The sequence below is a fragment of the Klebsiella sp. V115_8 genome, from assembly GCF_029967715.1.
In the GTDB taxonomy this organism is placed as follows: Bacteria; Pseudomonadota; Gammaproteobacteria; order Enterobacterales; family Enterobacteriaceae; genus Klebsiella; species Klebsiella quasipneumoniae.
This window is the reverse complement of the sequence record NZ_JASCAR010000033.1, coordinates 68,618-88,001: the sequence shown is the minus strand read 5'-3', so window position 1 is coordinate 88,001 and position 19,384 is coordinate 68,618. Positions and strand designations below refer to the sequence as shown.

General features: G+C 59.5%; 18 protein-coding genes and 1 rRNA gene. 2 read left to right on the top strand and 17 right to left on the bottom strand.

Annotation, left to right across the window (positions count from 1 at the left end; genetic code table 11):
• Window positions 1-250 precede the first annotated feature (250 nt).
• Window positions 251-366, top strand: a 5S ribosomal RNA gene (rrf, locus tag QLG03_RS15685).
• 767 nt (window positions 367-1,133) lie between these two features.
• Complete coding sequence (locus QLG03_RS15680; protein ID WP_004204117.1) at window positions 1,134-1,451, top strand: hypothetical protein; 318 nt, start codon at window positions 1,134-1,136, stop codon at window positions 1,449-1,451.
• A gap of 41 nt (window positions 1,452-1,492) precedes the next feature.
• Here QLG03_RS15680 and QLG03_RS15675 read toward each other — a convergent pair whose 3' ends face one another.
• From QLG03_RS15675 to QLG03_RS15595, 17 genes are all read right to left on the bottom strand, one after another.
• Window positions 1,493-2,617, bottom strand: coding sequence for an ABC transporter permease (locus tag QLG03_RS15675; protein ID WP_048336335.1), 1,125 nt, complete (start codon window positions 2,615-2,617; stop codon window positions 1,493-1,495).
• Window positions 2,617-5,361 (bottom strand): ribosome-associated ATPase/putative transporter RbbA, encoded by a 2,745-nt coding sequence (rbbA, locus tag QLG03_RS15670; protein ID WP_065883218.1) that lies wholly within the window; start codon window positions 5,359-5,361, stop codon window positions 2,617-2,619. The genes QLG03_RS15675 and rbbA overlap by 1 nt, the downstream gene beginning before the upstream one ends.
• Window positions 5,358-6,425, bottom strand: coding sequence for an HlyD family efflux transporter periplasmic adaptor subunit (locus QLG03_RS15665; RefSeq protein WP_048296580.1), 1,068 nt, complete (start codon window positions 6,423-6,425; stop codon window positions 5,358-5,360). The genes rbbA and QLG03_RS15665 overlap by 4 nt, the downstream gene beginning before the upstream one ends.
• A gap of 305 nt (window positions 6,426-6,730) precedes the next feature.
• Window positions 6,731-7,738 (bottom strand): tryptophan--tRNA ligase, encoded by a 1,008-nt coding sequence (gene trpS / locus QLG03_RS15660; RefSeq protein WP_087827577.1) that lies wholly within the window; start codon window positions 7,736-7,738, stop codon window positions 6,731-6,733.
• 277 nt (window positions 7,739-8,015) lie between these two features.
• Window positions 8,016-8,345, bottom strand: a complete 330-nt coding sequence (locus tag QLG03_RS15655; protein ID WP_004204123.1) for a multidrug efflux SMR transporter — start codon at window positions 8,343-8,345, stop codon at window positions 8,016-8,018.
• A gap of 17 nt (window positions 8,346-8,362) precedes the next feature.
• Window positions 8,363-8,776 carry a multidrug efflux SMR transporter gene (locus QLG03_RS15650; protein WP_085551441.1) on the bottom strand — a complete coding sequence of 138 codons (414 nt, stop codon included), beginning with the start codon at window positions 8,774-8,776 and terminating at the stop codon, window positions 8,363-8,365.
• A 31-nt stretch (window positions 8,777-8,807) separates the two neighbouring features.
• On the bottom strand, window positions 8,808-9,476 hold the full coding sequence (locus QLG03_RS15645) for a hypothetical protein (protein ID WP_255989639.1): 669 nt from the start codon (window positions 9,474-9,476) through the stop codon (window positions 8,808-8,810).
• Between the two features lie 12 nt (window positions 9,477-9,488).
• Window positions 9,489-10,109, bottom strand: coding sequence for a phosphate propanoyltransferase (locus QLG03_RS15640; RefSeq protein ID WP_032454736.1), 621 nt, complete (start codon window positions 10,107-10,109; stop codon window positions 9,489-9,491).
• Entirely contained in the window at window positions 10,106-10,504 is a 399-nt protein-coding gene (locus tag QLG03_RS15635) for a BMC domain-containing protein (RefSeq protein ID WP_032454737.1), read from the bottom strand. The genes QLG03_RS15640 and QLG03_RS15635 overlap by 4 nt, the downstream gene beginning before the upstream one ends.
• A gap of 12 nt (window positions 10,505-10,516) precedes the next feature.
• On the bottom strand, window positions 10,517-11,464 hold the full coding sequence (gene cutD / locus QLG03_RS15630) for a choline TMA-lyase-activating enzyme (RefSeq protein WP_255989636.1): 948 nt from the start codon (window positions 11,462-11,464) through the stop codon (window positions 10,517-10,519).
• 85 nt (window positions 11,465-11,549) lie between these two features.
• Window positions 11,550-14,936, bottom strand: a complete 3,387-nt coding sequence (gene cutC, locus QLG03_RS15625; RefSeq protein ID WP_255989634.1) for a choline trimethylamine-lyase — start codon at window positions 14,934-14,936, stop codon at window positions 11,550-11,552.
• Window positions 14,937-15,014: 78 nt separating this feature from the next.
• Complete coding sequence (locus QLG03_RS15620) at window positions 15,015-16,196, bottom strand: 1-propanol dehydrogenase PduQ (RefSeq protein ID WP_255989632.1); 1,182 nt, start codon at window positions 16,194-16,196, stop codon at window positions 15,015-15,017.
• Window positions 16,197-16,204: 8 nt separating this feature from the next.
• Window positions 16,205-16,471, bottom strand: a complete 267-nt coding sequence (locus QLG03_RS15615) for a EutN/CcmL family microcompartment protein (protein WP_032454741.1) — start codon at window positions 16,469-16,471, stop codon at window positions 16,205-16,207.
• Window positions 16,472-16,496: 25 nt separating this feature from the next.
• Window positions 16,497-18,101, bottom strand: a complete 1,605-nt coding sequence (locus QLG03_RS15610; RefSeq protein ID WP_282473655.1) for an acetaldehyde dehydrogenase (acetylating) — start codon at window positions 18,099-18,101, stop codon at window positions 16,497-16,499.
• 53 nt (window positions 18,102-18,154) lie between these two features.
• Window positions 18,155-18,433 carry a BMC domain-containing protein gene (locus QLG03_RS15605; RefSeq protein WP_004146125.1) on the bottom strand — a complete coding sequence of 93 codons (279 nt, stop codon included), beginning with the start codon at window positions 18,431-18,433 and terminating at the stop codon, window positions 18,155-18,157.
• A gap of 12 nt (window positions 18,434-18,445) precedes the next feature.
• Window positions 18,446-18,730, bottom strand: coding sequence for a BMC domain-containing protein (locus QLG03_RS15600; protein ID WP_002442227.1), 285 nt, complete (start codon window positions 18,728-18,730; stop codon window positions 18,446-18,448).
• Between the two features lie 17 nt (window positions 18,731-18,747).
• Window positions 18,748-19,026 carry a BMC domain-containing protein gene (locus QLG03_RS15595; protein ID WP_004182810.1) on the bottom strand — a complete coding sequence of 93 codons (279 nt, stop codon included), beginning with the start codon at window positions 19,024-19,026 and terminating at the stop codon, window positions 18,748-18,750.
• Window positions 19,027-19,384: the final 358 nt, after the last annotated feature.

Sequence of the window (19,384 nt, the reverse complement as noted above, 5' to 3'; positions counted from 1 at the left end):
AGCGCAGCGATGCGTTGAGCTAACCGGTACTAATGAACCGTGAGGCTTAACCTTACAACGCCGAAGATGTTTTGGCGGATTTGAGAGAATTTTCAGCTTCGATTCAGAGTTGAGTACGCAATAATTTGCGCAGCAGCAAGGCGACAAGCGAAGGAAAGGAAGGAGCATACTGAAGTATGTGACTGACTTTGCGAGCGCAGGCAACGCAGCTGATGCGATAAAGAATTGTGTACTGAGCACAAAGAATTTGCCTGGCGGCACTAGCGCGGTGGTCCCACCTGACCCCATGCCGAACTCAGAAGTGAAACGCCGTAGCGCCGATGGTAGTGTGGGGTCTCCCCATGTGAGAGTAGGGAACTGCCAGGCATCAAATAAAGCAGAAAGCTCAGTCGAAAGACTGAGCTTTTTGTTTTTGCGTTTAAAAAGAACCCCGTCCCGAAAGGTGCGGGGTTTTTTGCTGTGTGGGGTACGCCTCCCCGGTGGCGCTGCGCTTACCGGGGCTACGGATCCGACATGGGGCTACGCCCCTCCTGTGGCGCGGACAAGATAGGTCGCACCGACTCAGGGAAAAATATCGCCTGAAGTCCTGCTACTGCTTCGCTAACCCGCCAACCTGACGCTCTCCGGGCGGGTGGTGTCAGAAACCTGCAACACGGGTATGGTGAATAAACAACCTCTGCAACGCTGCGGATAAAATACCTATCTTTTTGCCTCGAAAAATACTGAGAATTACGCGCGTGGTGTGGTCGCTCGTACCGTGAATTTATCCAATGATACGAGTCGAAAAATAATTATCAGTAGCTACGGTTAAATATCTCTCTCTATTTCAGCGCTATTATCTTGTGCTCTGCGAAATAATAGCGCTGCTTCTTCTTTCGGGATATTAACGCGTTAGCGAAATTACGAAATTATTTCCGCCGCTGAGGACTTCACTCCCCATTTATTGCAACAATGGGTATGCATCTTGCCGGTTTTTGGGCTTGATGCGCCATATCATTAACACTTTGTTAACTTGATCTGGTTTATATGACAGCAAATTTGATATACAAAGAGGGATGATTGCCTGTATGGATGCTGTCCGACGTACCTTGCGCTATCTGCTCTGGTTATCGGCTGGCAATATGAGAATAGAAATGAAAATCCTGCTTAACTGGTCGCCGTTGCGCCGGCTCTTCACCTACCTTCAGGAGCGCTTTACCTTTCTGGTGTTGCTCTGCTGGCCAGCGATAATCTGGCTGTTCTGCCGGGTCGGCGTGTGGCTGACGGATAACCTGTATGAACTGCTGGGGAAATCACCCGCCCAGTCCTTCACTGTCTATCTGCAGCCGTTTATGACCCCCGGCACGCTGCTGCGCATCTCCATTAGCTGGGTGGTGCTGCTGTTCATTCTCTTCAGCATGGCGATGGCCTTCACCTGGGGTCTTCGCCACTTTATGAATCGCCACAAATAAACCATTCGGGCCGCCGGGAGTCGACGGCCCTTCTTAAGCCCTTACGCCATCTGACCAATCGTTTTGCGAAAACGCAGCAGGGCGATAGTAAAGAACACCGCTCCGATAGCCAGCAAGGTTAAGAACTGCGGCCAGACGATACTGAAGCTGGCGCCGCGGTACAGAATCGCCTGCGCCAGACTGACGAAGTGGGTGGTCGGCATGGTCAACATGATATCCTGGACCAGCTGCGGCATACTTTCCCGCGGCGTGGAGCCGCCAGAGAGCATCTGCAGCGGCAGCAGCACCAGGATCATCAGCAGCCCCAGCTGCGGCATCGAGCGGGCGAGGGTGCCCATAAAAATGCCGATCGAGGTGGTGGCGAACAGGCTGAGCGCCACCCCCAGCATAAACAGAGGAATCGACCCCTCAATGGGCACCTGCAAAATCCCCTGAACCATCAGCAGCAGCGACAGCCCGGAGACCACCAGCACCACCAGCCCCATCGACCAGATCTTGGCCATCATGATCTCAAACGGCGTAACCGGCATCACCAGCAGATGCTCGATGGTACCGTGCTCGCGCTCGCGGATCAGCGCCGAACCGGTGAGGACAATAGCCAGCATGGTGATGTTGTTGATGATCGCCATCACCGCGCCAAAGCGCTCCTGTTCCAGGTTAGGGTTAAAGCGCATTCTTACCGCCAGCTCTACCGGCAGCACGCTGTTCTCCCGGTAGCGGGCAATGAAGCCGTTTACTTCGCCGTTAATAATATTCTGGATATAGCCGTTGCCGGTAAAGGCCTGGCTCATGCGCGTGGCGTCGACGTTGACCTGCACTTCCGGCTGGCGGCCGGCCAGCACATCGCGCTGGAAATTTGGCGGAATATTGATGGCGAAAGTGTAGCGCCCGGCATCCAGGCCGGCGTCCATCTCATCGGCGGTGATCAGCTCCGGTTCGAGAAACCAGGGGCGGTAGAAAGCGTTAATGATGCGTGAAGAGAGCTGCGACTTATCCATATCGGCAACCGCAATCGGCGCCAGGTGCAGCGAGCCGGGCATCACCGTAGCTGAGGAGTACACCGACACGGTAAAAGCAAACACGATCAGCGCCAGCATCGCTTTATCACCCAGCAGGCTGCGCAGCTCTTTAACGCCGAGGTTATAAATATTACGTAATCCGCGCATCACCCCTCCTGTTTCTTCAGCAGCAACACGCTCAGCCCGAGCACCAGCGGCACCGCAATCAGTAGGGGAATAAAGGAGCCCCACAAATCGCTGAGATTCAGCGCCTTGGAGAAGGTGCCGCGGGCGATAGTCAGGAAGTGGCTGGTCGGGTAGATTTGTCCAATCCAGCGCCCGGGGCCTTCCAGCGACGCCACCGGATCGATCATCCCGGAGAACTGGGTCGCCGGGATGAGCGTAATGATGGCGGTGCCGAAGATGGCGGCGATTTGGCTCTTCATAAAGGTTGAGATCAGCAGTCCCAGTCCGGTGGCGATGGTGACATAGAGCAGCGCCGCCAGGCTCAGCGTCAGGAAGCTGCCCTTATGTGATACGCCAAAGACGAAGACCGACAGCGCGCACAGCAAAAAGAAGTTAAACATTCCCAGTACGATGTAAGGCACCTGCTTGCCGAGCAGGAATTCGCTGCGGGTGGTCGGCGTCACGTACAGGTTGATGATCGACCCGAGCTCCTTCTCGCGTACCACGCTCAGGGCGCTGAGCATCGCCGGGATCATCATCAGCAGCAGCGGGATCACCGCCGGGACGATGGCCGGCAGGCTCTTCACGTCCGGATTATAGCGATAGCGGGTCTCAATGGAGATGAGAGAGGTAGCGCGCTGCGGACTGCTCTGCCGGGCGGCCATCTCCTGCAGCCAGGCCAGATGCATGGCCTGCACGTAGCCGCGCACCGTTTCCGCGCGGTTTGGCATTGCGCCATCCACCCAGACGCCGATTTGCACCGGCGTGCCGCGGGCGATATCGCGGCCAAAGTTCGGCGGGATCTCTATCGCCACCGCCAGCTCGCCGTCGCGCATCCGCCGGTCGAGCTCATCGTAACTGCGCAGCGGCGCCTGTTCGATAAAGTAGCGTGAGCCAGCGATATTCTGCGACCAGCCCTGACTGCTGAGGGTTTGATCGCGGTCGAGTACCGCAAAGCGCAGATCCTCGACGTCCATGCTGATCCCATAGCCCATGATAAACATCAGGATCACCGTTCCCAGCAGCGCCAGCGTCGAGCGCACCGGATCGCGGCGCAGTTCCAGCGCTTCGCGGCGGCTGTAGCTGAACAGCCGTTGCAGACTGAAGGCCTGGCGCGGGGCCGCGCGTTCTGGATGGGATGCTGCAGCTGGCGCAGGTTCCTCAGGAGCTGCGGCGGTTGGCTGCGCCTCCTGGAGCCAGGCGATAAACGCCTCTTCGAGGCTGGCGGCACCGCGCTGCTCGACCAGCGCCTGCGGCGTATCGCTGGCCAGCACCTTGCCGGCGTGCATCAGCGAGATGCGGTCGCAGCGTTCTGCCTCATTCATAAAGTGGGTGGAGATAAAAATGGTCACCCGATCCTGACGCGCGAGGTCGACCATCAGCTGCCAGAACATATCCCGTGCCACCGGATCGACCCCGGAGGTGGGTTCGTCGAGGATCAGCATTTCCGGGCGATGGATGACCGCCACCGCCAGCGACAGACGCTGACGGATGCCCAGCGGCAGGGCGGTGGGCAGGGCGTCTTCCACTTCGCTGAGCATGAAGCGCTCGCTCATTTCCGCCACCCGCCCGGGGATCTCGCCGTCCGGAATATGAAACAGGCGGGCGTGCAATTCGAGGTTTTGCCGGACGGTCAGTTCGCTATAGAGCGAGAAAGCCTGCGACATATAGCCCACCCGCTGGCGGGTAGCGATATCTTTCGGGTCGACCGGCTGGCCGAACAGCCAGGCTTCGCCTTCGCTGGCGGGCAGCAGGCCGGTGAGCATCTTCATGGTGGTGGATTTGCCGCAGCCGTTGGAGCCGAGGAAGCCGAAGATTTCACCGCGGGCGATGCGGAAGTTAACGTGGTCGACGGCGACGAAGTCGCCAAAGCGCATGGTCAGCCCACGGGCTTCGATGGCGATCTCTTCCTCGCGGTCGTCGCGCGGCGGGATTACCACTGCCTTATGCGCCTGGCGCTGCGCTTCCGGCAGCAGGGCGATAAACGCCTGCTCCAGCGTCTGACTGCCGGTCTGCGCTTTCAGCTCCGCAGCGGTACCGGTCGCCAGCACCTCGCCGGCGTTCATCGCCACCAGCCAGTCAAAGCGCTCAGCCTCTTCCATGTAGGCGGTAGCCACCAGTACGCTCATCTCCGGCTGGCGCTGACGAATGCTGTCGATAAGCTCCCAGAACTGCGCCCGGGAAAGCGGGTCGACGCCGGTGGTGGGTTCATCGAGGATCAGCAGCTGCGGGTCGTGGATAAGGGCGCAACAGAGCCCCAGCTTTTGCTTCATCCCGCCGGAGAGCTTACCCGCCGGGCGATCGCGAAACGGCGCCAGCCCGGTGCTCTGCAGCAGCTCGTTGATACGAGATTCGCGTTCGGCTTTATCGTGGCCAAACAGGCGGGCGAAGAAGTCGACGTTTTCATACACCGAAAGGGTGTGATAGAGGTTTTTCCCCAGCCCCTGCGGCATCCAGGCAATCTTCGGGCACACCTCGCGGCGGTGATGAACGTCGCGCATATCCCCGCCGAGCACCATCACGTTACCCTGCTCAATGGCCCGCGCCCCGGCGATGAGAGAGAGCAGGCTCGATTTGCCGACGCCGTCCGGGCCAATCAGGCCGACCATGCGCCGCGCCGGGATCACCAGACTGATATCCCGCAGCGCCACGGTGGTGCCGAAGCGCTGGCCAACGTTGTCCAGCCGGGCGACGGGGGGCGAGGTATCCTGTGGCGTCAGTATCATTGCGGCAACCTTACCGTCAGGGCTTCAGGCCAGGACTGCTGGTTATCCAGCCGCACGTAAGCCATGCCGGGCAGACCGGTTTTGACATACTCCAGGTGCTGCGCCAGCAGCTCCGGCGGGATACGCGCTTTGACGCGGAACATCAGTTTGAGACGCTCGTCGCGGGTCTCCACCGTTTTCGGCGTGAACTGGGCGACGCTGGCGACAAAGCTGATATTGGCCGGGATCACCAGATCCGGAGCGGCATCGAGGATCAAGCGCGCTTCGCTGCCGAGCGCCAGCAGACCCGCCTGTTCGGTGGGCAGAAAGAAAGTCATATAGACGTCAGCGAGATCGACCATATTCAGCACCCGACCACCGGCGGCCAGCACTTCGCCGGGCTCGGCGACGCGATACTGAATACGGCCGTCGCGGGGCGCCTTCAGCTCGCTATCGTCAATATCGGCCAGGATCCGCCGCTCGGTCGCCTGGGCGGCTTCGACGCGGGTTTGCGCCTGAATAATGCTGGTGCGGGCGGCCTCGATGGCGGCGCGGGCGGCAGAGACCTGGGCTTTCGCCGACTCCAGCGCCGCGCGAGCGCTCTCCGCCGCGGCGCGATCGTCATCCAGCTGCTGGGCGGAGACGGCGCCACGCTGAGAGAGGGTGTTTGAGCGAACATGGCGTTTCGCCGTGGAGTCGAGCTCCGCCTGACGCTGCTTCACTACCGCTTCGCTGGCGCGCATTTCACTTTGCCGCTGATCGAGCAAGGCTCTGGCGGCCAGGACCGCGCTTTCCGCTTCCTTGATTTGCGCGGCGGCTTCAAGACGCTGCTCGTTCAGTACACGGGTATCCATTCTCGCCAGCACCTCTCCCTGGTGCACGAACTGACCCTCTTTGACCAGAATGGTGTCGATACGCCCGGCGATTTTGCTGGCAATATCCACCTCGGTGGCTTCGATTCGTCCGTTGCTACTGGCAAAACCCTCCGGGAGGCCCGGCGGGCGCAGCAGCCACCATGCTGCGGCGGCGAGTACCACCAGTAAGCCGACAAAATACCCTGTCCAACGTTTCTTTATTTTGTCCATACGCGACTCGCTTGATTCCCTGTGCGAAGTGATACGCGTGTCTTCTCCGGCGGGCGGAGCGTCCTCCTTGCGAAGGACGAATGAGTGGGGAAGGGACGCTGACGCAGCGCTCTACCGCGTCGATGCGCAGCCGAACGCTGTACTACTTATGTGGTCATCATCAGCGATCCTGGCCTTAATGAAACACGCATAGTGAGAGCTACCGTTAACGTGATAGTAACATCCGCGGCGGTGTTGTCCACACGAAAGGCAGGGTCTTGTCGGCGCGTTAACAAAATATCCACTACCGGAAACCTTTCATCACCTCAGAACAGGACCGGCAGCCCCAGACCTCGTTTCACCTCATGCAGCGTCTGCTGCGTCAACTGGTGGGCGCGCTCGCTGCCCTGACGCAACAATTCCAGCAACATCCCTTTATCCTGAATAAAGGTGGCCCGCCGTTCGCGGATCGGCGCCAGGAGCGCCTGCAGGCAGGTTTCCAGTTCATTTTTACACTGGCGATCCCCCAGCCCGCCGCGCTGATAGTGGGCTTTCATCTCAGCCACCAGTGCCTTATCGCTATGGAAAGCGTCGAGATAGGTGAACACCACGTTGCCGTCGACATGCCCCGGATCGCTGACTCTCAGGTGCGTCGGGTCGGTATACATCGCGCTGACAGCGCGGTGGATCTCCTCTTCACTGGCCGATAACGTCAGCGTATTGCCCAGCGATTTCGACATTTTGGCGTTGCCGTCGACGCCCGGCAGGCGGCTCACTTCGCTGAGTAGCGCCTTGCAGTGGCGCAGCACTGGCGCGCCGGTGAGGCTATTCATCTTGTGGACGATCTCGTTGGTCTGCTCAATCATCGGTAGCTGATCGTCGCCCACTGGCACCAGTTCGGCTTTGAAGGCGGTGATATCTGCCGCCTGGCTAATCGGATAGGCGAGAAAGCCCACCGGCAGCGAACGGGCGAATCCCTTCTGGGCAATCTCATTTTTGACCGTCGGATTACGTTCCACGCGGGCGACGGTGACGATATTCATATACAGCGCGCTGAGCTCCGCCAGCGCGGGCAGGGCGGACTGCAGGCAGATCGTGGTGAGCCTGGGGTCAATGCCGACGGCCAGATAATCGGCCATCACTTCGAGGATATGATGGCTTATTTTTTGCGGGTTGCTGCCGTTGTCAGTGAGCCCTTGCAGGTCGGCGATAAGGATAAACTGCTGGTGGTCGTGCTGCAGCGCGACGCGCTGGCGCAGTGAGCCGACGTAGTGGCCAAGATGTAGCTGGCCGGTGGGGCGGTCGCCAGTGAGGATGGTTTGCGGATGGTTCATCAGGGACTCCTTATCAGACTGTTCAGCCGAAAGACGTCCTGAAAACACCAAAGCCGCCTTCCGGCGGCTTTGAAAATGGAAACGTGTATCGTGCCGCCTGTTATGCAGGCAGCCACCAACGGCGGGGATAGGTTACGATCGCGTTTCTGTTCATCTTTTTATCCTGCCACGAAACCATAGTGGGGTAAACCCTGTTTGGTAAAAGGCCCGGCGGCGCTGCGCTTGCGCGGGCCGAGGGACTGCCCGCGCAGGCCGGGAAACAGGATAAAAGACCATGTTACATGGTCGAGAAGACGTTCATGATCACGCCGCCGGAGATAATCAGCGCCATGGCGATAATGGCCGCCAGGTCCGGTTTCTGCTTATAGAGGATCATCGAGCATATAGTCACGCCGACGATACCGAAGCCGCACCACAGCGAGTAGGCCACGCCCACAGGGATGGTGCTCATCGCGCGGGTGAGGGCAAAGTAGCAGAGGCCGTAGGCGCAGACCACCAGCACCGAAGGAGCCAGTTTGCTGAAACCGTTGGTTTTTTTGATCATCGAGGTGCCGGTGATTTCGGAGCCGATAGACAGCGCCAGCCATAAAAATCCGAGATTAAACATAGGGTATTCCTTTCCTGTTAGTTAGCGATGTTCTTATCCATGGCGGCGGCGGGCGTGGCGGGCGCGGCCTCTTCGTTCTCTTCGGAACCCATTTTTGAGAACAGGTTCATGATAATGATGCCGCTGGCGATCACCGCCATGCCGATGATGGCGGCGGTATCCGGGTGCTGGCCATAGAATGCCATTCCCAGCGTCGAGACCACCAGGATGCCGGTGCCGGACCAGGTGGCGTACGCCAGGCCGACCGGGATATCTTTCACCGCCCTTGAGAGCGAGTAATAGCAGGTGCAGTAAAGCGCAATCAGCAGCCCGAGCAGCAGCATTTTGCTGCCGCCTTCACTGCTACCGAACATTTTTAACGTCGAGGTTGCCGAGGTTTCGGAGAGGATAACCAGCAGCATCCATAACCAGCATTTAGTTTTCGAGGACATCGTTAAGCTCCAGATTTTTCGTAGGGTAAGGTCATATCTTTCTGTTTTTTAAGTAATCAATGGCCGCATCGGTCAGCTGAGCGCGCGGGGCCGCCGCCAGCGCCGGATTATTCACCACGTCTGTGACGGTAAGATAACGGCGCGGTTCGCTGTTGGCGTCTGCTGGCGCGGTGGGCGCGTCCAGCTTCGCCAGCAGCTCATTCATGGTGCCGAGGAAGACGCCGCAGGCTTCCAGACGAGCCAGCGTGGTCTGCAGATGCCCGGCGTAGGCGCTGCCGGCCTGCGTGCCGCGCAGCTGGTTGAGCTCGCTGTGTGGATCGCAGTGGTAGCGCAGCGCCAGCACCGGAATACCCGCCAGCAGCGCCTCGTGCGCGCAGCGGGAGACTGCATTGCGCAGGGTGCCGTTCAGCAGATCCGAGGCTTGCGGATAATCGAGAAAAGGCAGCAGCACCGCCCGCCACGGCGCTGACGGCAGGACATCCAGCCAGGTTGATGACGGGATAATCTCGCCCACCTCTCGCCAGGCGGCGGCGTCAGCGAGACCCTCCTCCAGCGCGAGGCGCAGCGGATAGCCGCTTCCCGCCAGGCGTTGGCGGATAGCTGCGCGGTAGCCGTCAGCGGCGGTCACCATCACCAGTACCGGCGGCCGCAGGCGCTGCAAAATCCGCGCAACTACACCTTCAATCTGTTCGTCGGTCATGGCGAGCCTCCGTTAGCCGATGAGCGTCACCTGCGCGCCGTTTTTTAACCCGGCGGCATTGGCTTCTTCGGTGTCGATGTGAAATTCCAGCGCGAAGTCATCGCGCACCCGCACCACCACTTCGTCGAATGTCAGCTGGCGCTCGCCGTTGCTGCGCACGCTGACCTTCTGGCCATTGCTGACGTTGAGCTGGCGCGCGTCCTGCGACGACATATGAATATGCCGCCAGGCGCAAATCACTTGCGAATGGAGCGCAACGTGACCGGCGGGGCCAATCAGCAGAGCGCTACCGGCATTCTCCAGTTGCCCGGACTCACGAACTGGCGCGTGAATGCCGAGCGTGAAGCAGTCGGCGCGCGATACTTCCAGTTGCGATACCGGGCGGGTCGGCCCGAGGATACGGACGTTGGTCAGCGAGCCCTTCGGCCCGACGACGGTCACGCACTCCTGGGCGGCGAACTGCCCCGGCTGGCGCAGCGGTTTGAACGGCGTCAGGCTGTAGCCTTTACCGAACAACGCCTCGACGTCCTGTTGCGCGAGATGGACGTGGCGGTTGGAGATCCCCACCGGGATCGCCGGCGCCGTTGCGCTCAGGCGGGCGGCGATTTTTTCGCGAACCACGGTGTCGATCATGACTTCTTCCCTTTCTTCAGCGCCGGATGTTTATCTTCTGTTTCGCTCGGGGCGGTAGGCGGGACGATGGGGGCCGGGGCGGCGATAACTACCGGTTCGGCTATTTTTTCCTCGCGCGGAGGGCTGCCTTTGAGGTTGCTCAACGCTTCAACCACGCAGCGCTCCGGGCGGGCAATAACCAACGACTTCACGGTGTGCTCGGCGCCGGCTACGGCGACGCCGCGCTCGATGGCGGTGTGGATGGCGCTGATCTCTCCTTCAAAGCAGACGCTCACCAGCCCGGAGCCTGGTTTGCGATAGCCAATGCAGGTCACGCCCGCGGCTTTACAGGCGGCGTCGACGGCCTGAATGGCGGCGACCCATCCTCGCGTTTCAATTACGCCTAAACTTTTCATGGTCGGCTCCTGTTAATGGCGGACTAAGCGAATATCAAAATCAAATTGCCGGAAGAAGGTTTCCAGCCGGTCCAGTTCTTCCGCTGAATAAGACGGGTCCTGGGTAATCGGGTAGGGCATATCCAGGCGTTCGTACTTTTTGCGTCCCAGCTGGTGGTACGGCAGCATGTCGATGCGGCGGATATTCCCGCGCTTCGCCAGCTTCTGTACGTAATCAATGGCGCCGGTAATGGCGTCGAATGAGTCGTTGTAGCCGCGAATGAGCGGCATACGCACAATCACGTTTGCGCCGGAATCCACCAGCCATTCGAGATTGCGGCGGATCCCTTCGTTGCCGATGCCGAGCATCGCCTTATGGTGTTCGCTATTAATCTGCTTAATGTCGAACAAGAAGGTGTCGGTGACCGGCGCCAGCTTCTGGTAGTTAGCAAGTGGGGTGGTGCCCTGGGTTTCGACGGCGGTGTTAATCATCATTTTTTTGCATTCGCGGAATAAGGCGACGGCAAAATCGGTCTGCAGGCTCATCTCGCCGCCGCCGATGGTTACGCCCCCGCCGGAGGAGATATAGAAGTCATAGTCCTGCATGATGATTTCCATCAGCTCGCTGACGGTGACGTCCTTGCCCATAATGTCCAGCGCGTTCCGGGTGCAAATCTCTTCGCATTTTCGGCAGCCGATGCAGTCTTTATTGCGGTCGACGAAGTGCTTCATTTCGCCGTTCTCTTCCGCGCGATAATGAATACCCGCCGGACAGACGCTGACGCAGTCGCCGCAGTTAATGCATTTATCGTGCGAGAACATCACCTGGAACTGGCTGCTCAACCCTTCCGGGTTGGCGCACCACGGGCAGCGAATGTTGCAGCCCTTAAAAAACACCAGCGTGCGAATGCCATCGCCGTCATAGATCGAATATTTCTGGATATTGAAAATTCGGCCCGTTAATTCTTGTTTTGCGATCACGCTTGCCTCCCGCTCCGTCCCGTTACGGGACGGAGAACTTCCGGTTATTTCTCAAATACGGCTCAAATAATTCCCAGTCAGAGAACTAGAACTTCTCAATCACCGTACGGCTGATGATCTCGTCCTGGACCTCTTTGCACAGCTCGACGAAGTAGGCGCTGTAGCCGGCGACGCGGACGATCAGGTCACGGTATTTCTCCGGCTCCTGCTGCGCCTTCTTCAGCACTTCGTTATCGACATAACTGAACTGCATCTGGCCGTTGCCGAGAATCGAGGCGGTACGCAGCAAGGTAATCAAGCCGTGGCGACCTTCCGGGGTATCCAGCAGCCCTTTGAGGAACTTGAAGTTGTGCACCATGCCGATGTTCATGGTTTCCACGTTCATCTTGCTGACCGATTTGATAATCGCCGTCGGGCCTTGCTTATCCGCGCCCTGGGTTGGGCTGATACCGTCGGAGAGCGGCATCCACGCCAGGCGGCCGTTCGGCGTGGCGTTGGTCAGCTCGCCGATCGGCGTGTTGTTGGAGATGGACAGTGTGCCGTGGCTCAGGGTGGAGTAGAGCATCTTGTACTTACGGCACTCGCGCTCGGTCCACTCGGTGATATCCAGTGCGTACTGGTCAACGTAGTTATCATCGTTGCCGTATTTCGGCGCGTTGAGGCAGTCGCGACGCAGCGCTTCGTAACCTTCAAAGTTGGCCAGCAGCGCATCGCGGATCTGCTCAAGGGTGTATTTCTTCTCTTCGAACACCAGCTTGCGGATCGCCGCCATGGAGTCGACGTAGGTCGCCAGGCCGGAGAAAATCAGCCCCGGGCCGTGATTGATCATCGCGCCGCCGGCGGCAACGTCTTTCCCTTTTTCCATGCAGCCTTCTACCAGCAGCGACATCAGCGGCTTCGGCGCCACATCACGGTGGACGCGCTGGCTGATGACGGTACCGATGGCCGACAGGCGCACGATATGGGCGATCTGCTGTTTCACCGCCGCGTCGAATGCTTCGAAGGTGCGCAGGTCGCGCAGGTCGCCGGTATCCAGCCCCTGATAGCTATCGAACAGCACCATCCGTCCGCGGTTGAGCACGAACTCGATAGCGATGGGCCACTGGGTGTAACCGGTGGAGGTCCACTGGTAGATGCGCCCGGATTTCTGCGGTTCAACGCAGCCCATCAGGCAGTAGTCGCGGGCGTCTTCGAAATCGAAGCCTTTTCGCAGCATCATCTTGATATGGGAGTCGTCGAAGTGGCAGGCCGGGAAGCCCATCCCCGCTTTGACGACGTCGACGATTTTTTCCATATACTTCTGCGGCGACTGGTTGTGAATACGGCAGGCCAGCGACGGCTGGTAAACCTTCACGAAGCGCACGGCGTCCATAATCAGATAGGTCAGATCGTTACAGGCATCGCCGCCGCTACGCTTCTGACCGCCGACGGTCAGGTTGATAAATGGCTGATAGCCGGCGAAATATTTCGCCCCCAGCTCGCTGGACATCCACATCAGCTCGGCGCATTTGATGATGAACGCCTGCAGCAGCTCCAGCGCGGTATCGTGGGTCAGGCGGCCTTCGCGAATATCGGCTTCGAACATTGGGTAGCAGTACTGATCGACGCGCCCCAGGGACAGCCCGGTCTGGTTCTCTTCGATTTCAAACAGCGATTCCACGGTCCAGATACTCTGCAGCGCTTCCTGCAAGGTCTTCGGCGGATTCGCCGGCACGTTTTCGTTCACTTCGGCGATGGTCAGCAACTCGGCGCGGCGCTGGGCGTTCTGTTCAACGGCGGCCAGTTCGCGGGCGCGGGCGGCGATGCGGTGTGCGTAGTTAATCACCCCTTCGCAGGTTTCTATCGCCGCTTTGTAGTAGTAGATGCGGTCGATATCTTCCGGGTTTTCCATGCTCAGGCTGGCCAGGTGCGCCTCGGCGTCGGCTTTAATGCCGTTCATCCCTTTGGTAAACAGCAGCACGTCGTAGCCCGGGCAGGTGTCGCCGCCGCCGTTGATCTGGTGGTAGGAGAGGTCGCTGACGAAGGTCTCGCCGCTGAACGCCCATACGCCCGCTTCGCGGTACTGGGCTTCGCAGATTTCATCCAGCGAGCGGCCTTCCCAGAACGGCACGATCTCTTCGCGGATGGTTTTCTTATCTGCTTCGCTGATCTCAAACGGATCCTGCGGACGGGTGCTCATGGTATCGAGTTCGTCGCGCACCCAGCGCCAGGCGATATCCGGCGAGAAGGCGCCCGCGCGCGGCTTGCCGCACGGATGACCGACGATCAGCTCATCGTCCTGAATCAGAATCGGCGCGGTTTCGCAGGCGTGGCGGAAGGCTTTGGCGCGCAGCAGAATTGTCGGCATGCCGGGGTTGGCTTTGACCACTTCGGTAAAGGCCAGCGCGCGGTAGATAGAGACGCTCGGGCGCACGGTCAGGTAGTGGTTACGCAGGCGCTGCATGCGCGGGGTCAGCCCTTCTGCTGCCGGCGTATCGCCGGCGGCGGCAAACGGGGCGGCGGAAACGTGTTGTACTCCCTTGAACAGACGCACCGGCAGATTCAGGGCGCTCAGGTTTTGCTGCGCGCTGAGGAACATGTCGGAGAGTTCGTTGATGCGCGCATTCTCAAGGCTTGCGCCGTGCAGCATGGCGTCAAACATCGGATAACCGTCGATCGCGCAGGCGGCGCGCACTTCGCACAGTTCCGCCAGCTTGAACCACAGCGATTCGACGATTTCATACGCCTGCTGCGGTGAGAGCGCGCCGTTGTTGATATCGTGCTGGTAGTAAGGCAGCAGGGCTTTGTCGGCGCCTTCCGGGTTGACGGCGTAGCTGCCGTTATCGAGCTGGAGCGCCAGCTGGAACAGATAAAAGGCCTGGCACGCTTCTTTGAAGCTGCGCGCCGGATGCGCCGGAACATGGTGCAGAATGGCGGCGCTGTCCAGCAGTTCCGCCCGGCGGTAAGCGTTGGTTTCCGCGGCGGCCAGCTGTTCGGCGCTGTTGGCCAGGTTTTGCGCCAGCGCCAGCAGGGCGTCGCAGGCGTAGATGGCGGCGCGACAGCCGTTGACTTCATCCATGCCGCTGCGGCTGACTGCGCTACCGAGGGCGCGGGTTTTCTCTTCCAGCTGGTGCTTAATCGCCAGCACCCCTTTTTCGACCACCAGCCGGTAGTCAGGCGAATCCAGATCGCTGTTGAGGTTGAGGAACTGGAAAGTCGATGGGCGACGGGTCGCGTTTTCGTCATGGAAAATCGCCCCGTGCGGTTTACGGGTCTGGTTGCCGACAATGAGTTCGTCGGCGCTGATGGTCAGCGGCAGCTGGCGCATCAGTTCATAGAAACGGCGCGCCGGTTTAACGGCGGCGGGAACGCCCGCGATGTCGCCATCAAGAGCGTTCAGTGTGGTGGCATGTTCGGTGCACAGAGTGCTTTTCTGGGCGAGTAAACGGTCTGCCAGCACTTTTACGCGCGGCGTTAAGTTGTAGTGTGCCATGAAGTATTCTCCAGATGTTCTTGTTAGTTGCCCGCATTGTTGCCGGGTGGCGCTGCGCTGACCCGGCCTACTCGCGCGTTACCCGTAGGCCCGTGCAAGCGGAGCGCCGCCGGGCGATTCCGGGCAACCGGACCACGCCTGGCGATAAAGTTCGGTTAACGCATTAGCGTCCGGCGTACGTGGGTTGGTTGGCGTGCAGCTGTCGCGCAGCGCCTGGCCAACCATCTCCGGCAAACGGCGGTCGAATTCAGCCGCCTCGATGCCGGTTTCGCTAATGCCGGCGGGCTGGTTCATCTCGTCTTTTAAGGCCTGAATGGCGACCAGCAGGCTGGCGACGCCCTGGCGCGGCGAGGCGGCAGGCAGATCCAGCAGATGCGCCAGGCGGGCATATTTATGCGCCGCGAAGGTGTCGCACTGGCCGTGGAAATCGGCGTTCCAGGCGACGACGTGCGCCATCAGCAGGGCGTTGGCGCGGCCATGGGGCACGCGGAAGACGCCGCCGAGCGCGTGGGCCAGGCTGTGGGTGATCCCCAGCGATGCGTTGGTGAAGGCCATCCCCGCCATGCAGGAGGCGTTGTGCATCTTTTCGCGCGCCTGCAGGTCGTCACCGCTGCGCCAGCAGGTTGGTAGATAGCGAAATACCTGCTGCACCACTTTCTCCGCCAGGGCGTCGGAAAAGTCGCTGGCGGCGCGGGAGACGTAGGCCTCAAGGGCGTGACACAGCACGTCCATGCCGGTGTCGGCGGTAATAGCCGGCGGCACCGTGGCCACCAACGCCGGGTCCAGAATGGCGATATCCGGCAGCAATGACGCATCCACCAGCACCAGCTTTTCCGCGTTGGCTTTCACCACTGAAAAGGCGGTGACTTCCGAACCGGTACCGCTGGTGGTCGGGATGGCGACGAAGCACGGACGGGGACGGTCGGCCAGCGGACGGGTTTGCGCCAGGGAGAAAATAACCGCTTTGGCGGCATCGATAACCGAACCGCCGCCGAGCGCGATAACCAAATCCGGGTAGTGGTTATCCATCAGCTTCATACCGCGCACCACGGTGGCGATATCCGGATCCGCCACCACGTCGTCCCACACCTGCCAGGCGATCCCGCGCTGGCGCAACAGGGCGGTGACGCGCTCGGCGAGGCCAAACTTCACCATCGCTTGATCGGTTACCAGCAGCACGCTGCGGGCGGACAGTTCGTTCAGTACCGAAAGGGCATCCTGACCGAAGCAAATCCGCGGTTTCAGTAAAAATTCACTCATTGGGCTATTCACTCCTGTTCGGCTTCCCGAAACACCTTCTCGACAATGGCGACCACCGACATGGCTTTGTAGCGGTCTTTATTGAGCGCGAAGTACTCTTCCGCCAGCACGATGTCGTGCATACCGGCGCCGACGTTATCGACGGCGACCCAGGTCTGGTCTTTCATCGGCTGCTGTTTGTCATCTAAGCGAGCGATCAACAGCAGGTTGCTGCCGCGCAGCTCATCGCATTTTTGCGTGGCGACAACATGGCCGGTCACCTTTGCGAGAATCATCGTTTTATCGCCTTATATCAGTGCGTTACTTAGCGAGGCGCTCCAGCACTTGGCGGATAACGCGTTCCACGTTTTGCTCGTTAATTGCGCCTTCCGCATTCGCTGCGGCGCCTGCGCTGGCGAAGCGGTCATCACTGCCTGCCGGGTGTGCTGGCGCAGCGCTCGCCGGGGCGTTGAAACGCACGTCATCGAGAATGCTGCGCTGCGGATCGCTCGCCGGCGTGACGATGGTCGGCTGCGGTTCAGGGCGGCTGCCCGGGGCGCGCAGTTCGTCAATCGAACGCACGCCGTAGCCGACTTTGCGGATGTTGAGCAGGTTCATCGGGCCGACGTTGTCGGAGCTGGAGCCGCCGCCGACCGCGCCGCAGCCGAGGGTCAGCGCCGGGGAGATATTGGTGGTGGCGCCGATGCCGCCGAGCGCCGCCGGGGTGTTGATCAGGATGCGGTTGACCGGTTTTTCGAGGCTGAACTGGCGGATGACGTCCTGGTTGCGGGTGTGGATCACCAGCGTATGGCCGAGCCCTTCATTGGTCAGCAGCTCTACCACGCGGTGGCAGGCGGCTTTCCAGTCCTCTGCCACGTACAGGCCGAGTACCGGGCACAGTTTTTCCCGCGAGTAGGGGTTTTTCGGCGAGACGGTGGTCTGCTCGGCGATCAGCACTTTGGTGCTGGCCGGGACGCAGAAGCCGGCCATCTGGCTGAGGTACAGCGCGGTTTTGCCGACCACTTTCGGGTTGATGGTGCCGTTCGAGCGCAGCAGCAGCGCCGCCATTTTCGCCGCTTCATCTTCATTCATGAAGTAAGCGCCCTGCGCTTCCAGCTCGCGGTGAACCTCATCGTAAATGCAGCCTTCGACAATGATCGACTGCTCGGAGGCGCAAATCACCCCATTATCGAAGGTTTTGCTGGTGATGATGTCTTTCACCGCGTGATGGATATCGGCGCTGCGTTCGATAAATGCCGGGCCGTTGCCCGGGCCGCCGCTGATGGTCGGGGTGCCGGACGCGTAGGCCGCGCGCACCATGCCTTCCCCGCCGGTGGCGAGGATCAGCGAAACGTCTTTGTTGTGCATGAGCTCTGAGGTGGCTTCGAGGGTCAATTGGGTGATGCCGTCGACGCTGCCCTCCGGCGCGCCGGCCGCTTCCGCCGCGCGTTTGACGATCTCAATCGCTTTCCAGCTGCACTGACGCGCGCCCGGGTGCGGGGAGAAGATAATGGCGTTGCCGGCCTTGAGGGCAATCAGCGCTTTGTAGATAACCGTAGAGGTTGGATTAGTTGAGGGTACCAGCGCGCAAATCACGCCCAGCGGCACGCCCACGTCCATCACTTTTTTTACCGGGTCGTCATGAATGATGCCAACGGTCTTCATATCTTTGATGGCGTCGTAGACGCGCAGCGAGGCGAAGCGGTTTTTCAGCACTTTGTCCTGCCAGTTGCCAAAACCGGTCTCTTCCGCGGCCATTTTCGCCAGCGCTTCGGCGTGGTGCGCTGCTTCCTGGGCCACGTTTTTCACGATGGCGTCGATTTGCTGCTGCGAAAAGGTGGCCAGCATTGCCTGCGCCTTTTTGGCGTTGCGCACCAGTTCCCGGGCGTTCTGCCGGGACTGCAAATCGTTATCCAGTTCAATCATGAGTCTATCCTTCATCAGACGAAAAGAGTGGGGACGGGGCGTGCCCTGTCAGGTCATGCTTTGTGCTGCGCCGCGATTTTTTCGATGTCGTTATGTGGACGCGCGATGACGCGAGAGCTGACGACTTCGCCAATGCGTTTCGCCGCTTCCACGCCGGAGTCTACCGCCGCGTTGACCGCGCCGACGTCGCCTTTCACCATGGCGGTGACCAGGCCGGAGCCGACGTTTTCATAGCCAATCAATTCGACGTTGGCGGCTTTGCACATCGCGTCCGCGGCTTCAATACAGGCCACCAGACCTTTGGTTTCGATAAGACCAAGCGCTTCTTTCATCAGGTTTCTCCGTTAGTCCGCAATTTTGTAATGCGAGACGATTTTGTTGATGTCGTTATGCGGACGCGCGATGACCAGCGAGGTCACCACTTCGCCGATGCGCTGCGCCGATTCGACGCCGGAATCCACCGCCGCTTTCACCGCGCCGACGTCGCCTTTCACCATCGCGGTGACGAGGCCGGAACCGACGTTTTCATAGCCGATCAGTTCGACGTTGGCGGCTTTACACATCGCATCCGCTGCTTCAATGCAGGCCACCAGACCTTTGGTTTCGATCAGACCTAATGCATCACCCATTTGCGTTCTCCTGGCCTTCAGGCCTTGTGTTTAATGACGATTTTGTTGATGTCGTTATGCGGACGCGCGATAACCAGCGAGGTCACCACTTCGCCGATGCGCTGCGCCGATTCCACACCGGAATCCACCGCCGCTTTTACCGCGCCGACGTCGCCCTTCACCATCACGGTGACCAGGCCGGAGCCGACGTTTTCATAGCCGATCAGTTCGACGTTGGCGGCTTTACACATCGAGTCCGCTGCTTCAATACAGGCCACCAGACCTTTGGTTTCGATAAGCCCCAATGCATCACCCATCGTGATCTCCTCCAGAACAGGTTTTGTGATTCGGGAAAACCGTCCGCGTAACGGCATCAACACGCGGAAGCGGCGTTCGGGGTTCACTATAGGGAATGGGGAGAGAAGTGAAATTTAAATCCGTGAATATGGATATTTTAGTTTTTTACTCTGTGATTTAGCTTTTTTTAGGCTTGTTTTTATCTTTTTGTTCTGTTTTATGCGAATTGATTTTTATGATGGTATGGCGCTTTTTTAAGCTATTTATCGGCGAAAGATGAATGTTAATAAGATGATAATTACTTGCCAGAAGTCGGTAATATAGCCACGTTATAATTGTGGGTATGCTCAAGTTTTGGCGTCGAAGCTAAACGCAAAA

Coding starts and splice junctions, on each gene's coding strand:
- QLG03_RS15645 (WP_255989639.1), bottom strand. CDS start 9,476: ATGACCGACGAACAGATTGAAGGTGTAGTTGCGCGGATTTTGCAGCGC.
- QLG03_RS15680 (WP_004204117.1), top strand. CDS start 1,134: ATGAAAATCCTGCTTAACTGGTCGCCGTTGCGCCGGCTCTTCACCTAC.
- QLG03_RS15650 (WP_085551441.1), bottom strand. CDS start 8,776: ATGTCCTCGAAAACTAAATGCTGGTTATGGATGCTGCTGGTTATCCTC.
- QLG03_RS15635 (WP_032454737.1), bottom strand. CDS start 10,504: ATGAAAAGTTTAGGCGTAATTGAAACGCGAGGATGGGTCGCCGCCATT.
- QLG03_RS15665 (WP_048296580.1), bottom strand. CDS start 6,425: ATGGACAAAATAAAGAAACGTTGGACAGGGTATTTTGTCGGCTTACTG.
- QLG03_RS15595 (WP_004182810.1), bottom strand. CDS start 19,026: ATGGGTGATGCATTGGGGCTTATCGAAACCAAAGGTCTGGTGGCCTGT.
- QLG03_RS15600 (WP_002442227.1), bottom strand. CDS start 18,730: ATGGGTGATGCATTAGGTCTGATCGAAACCAAAGGTCTGGTGGCCTGC.
- rbbA (WP_065883218.1), bottom strand. CDS start 5,361: ATGATACTGACGCCACAGGATACCTCGCCCCCCGTCGCCCGGCTGGAC.
- trpS (WP_087827577.1), bottom strand. CDS start 7,738: ATGAACCATCCGCAAACCATCCTCACTGGCGACCGCCCCACCGGCCAG.
- QLG03_RS15620 (WP_255989632.1), bottom strand. CDS start 16,196: ATGAGTGAATTTTTACTGAAACCGCGGATTTGCTTCGGTCAGGATGCC.
- QLG03_RS15610 (WP_282473655.1), bottom strand. CDS start 18,101: ATGATTGAACTGGATAACGATTTGCAGTCCCGGCAGAACGCCCGGGAA.
- QLG03_RS15605 (WP_004146125.1), bottom strand. CDS start 18,433: ATGAAAGAAGCGCTTGGTCTTATCGAAACCAAAGGTCTGGTGGCCTGT.
- QLG03_RS15615 (WP_032454741.1), bottom strand. CDS start 16,471: ATGATTCTCGCAAAGGTGACCGGCCATGTTGTCGCCACGCAAAAATGC.
- QLG03_RS15655 (WP_004204123.1), bottom strand. CDS start 8,345: ATGTTTAATCTCGGATTTTTATGGCTGGCGCTGTCTATCGGCTCCGAA.
- cutC (WP_255989634.1), bottom strand. CDS start 14,936: ATGGCACACTACAACTTAACGCCGCGCGTAAAAGTGCTGGCAGACCGT.
- QLG03_RS15640 (WP_032454736.1), bottom strand. CDS start 10,109: ATGATCGACACCGTGGTTCGCGAAAAAATCGCCGCCCGCCTGAGCGCA.
- QLG03_RS15675 (WP_048336335.1), bottom strand. CDS start 2,617: ATGCGCGGATTACGTAATATTTATAACCTCGGCGTTAAAGAGCTGCGC.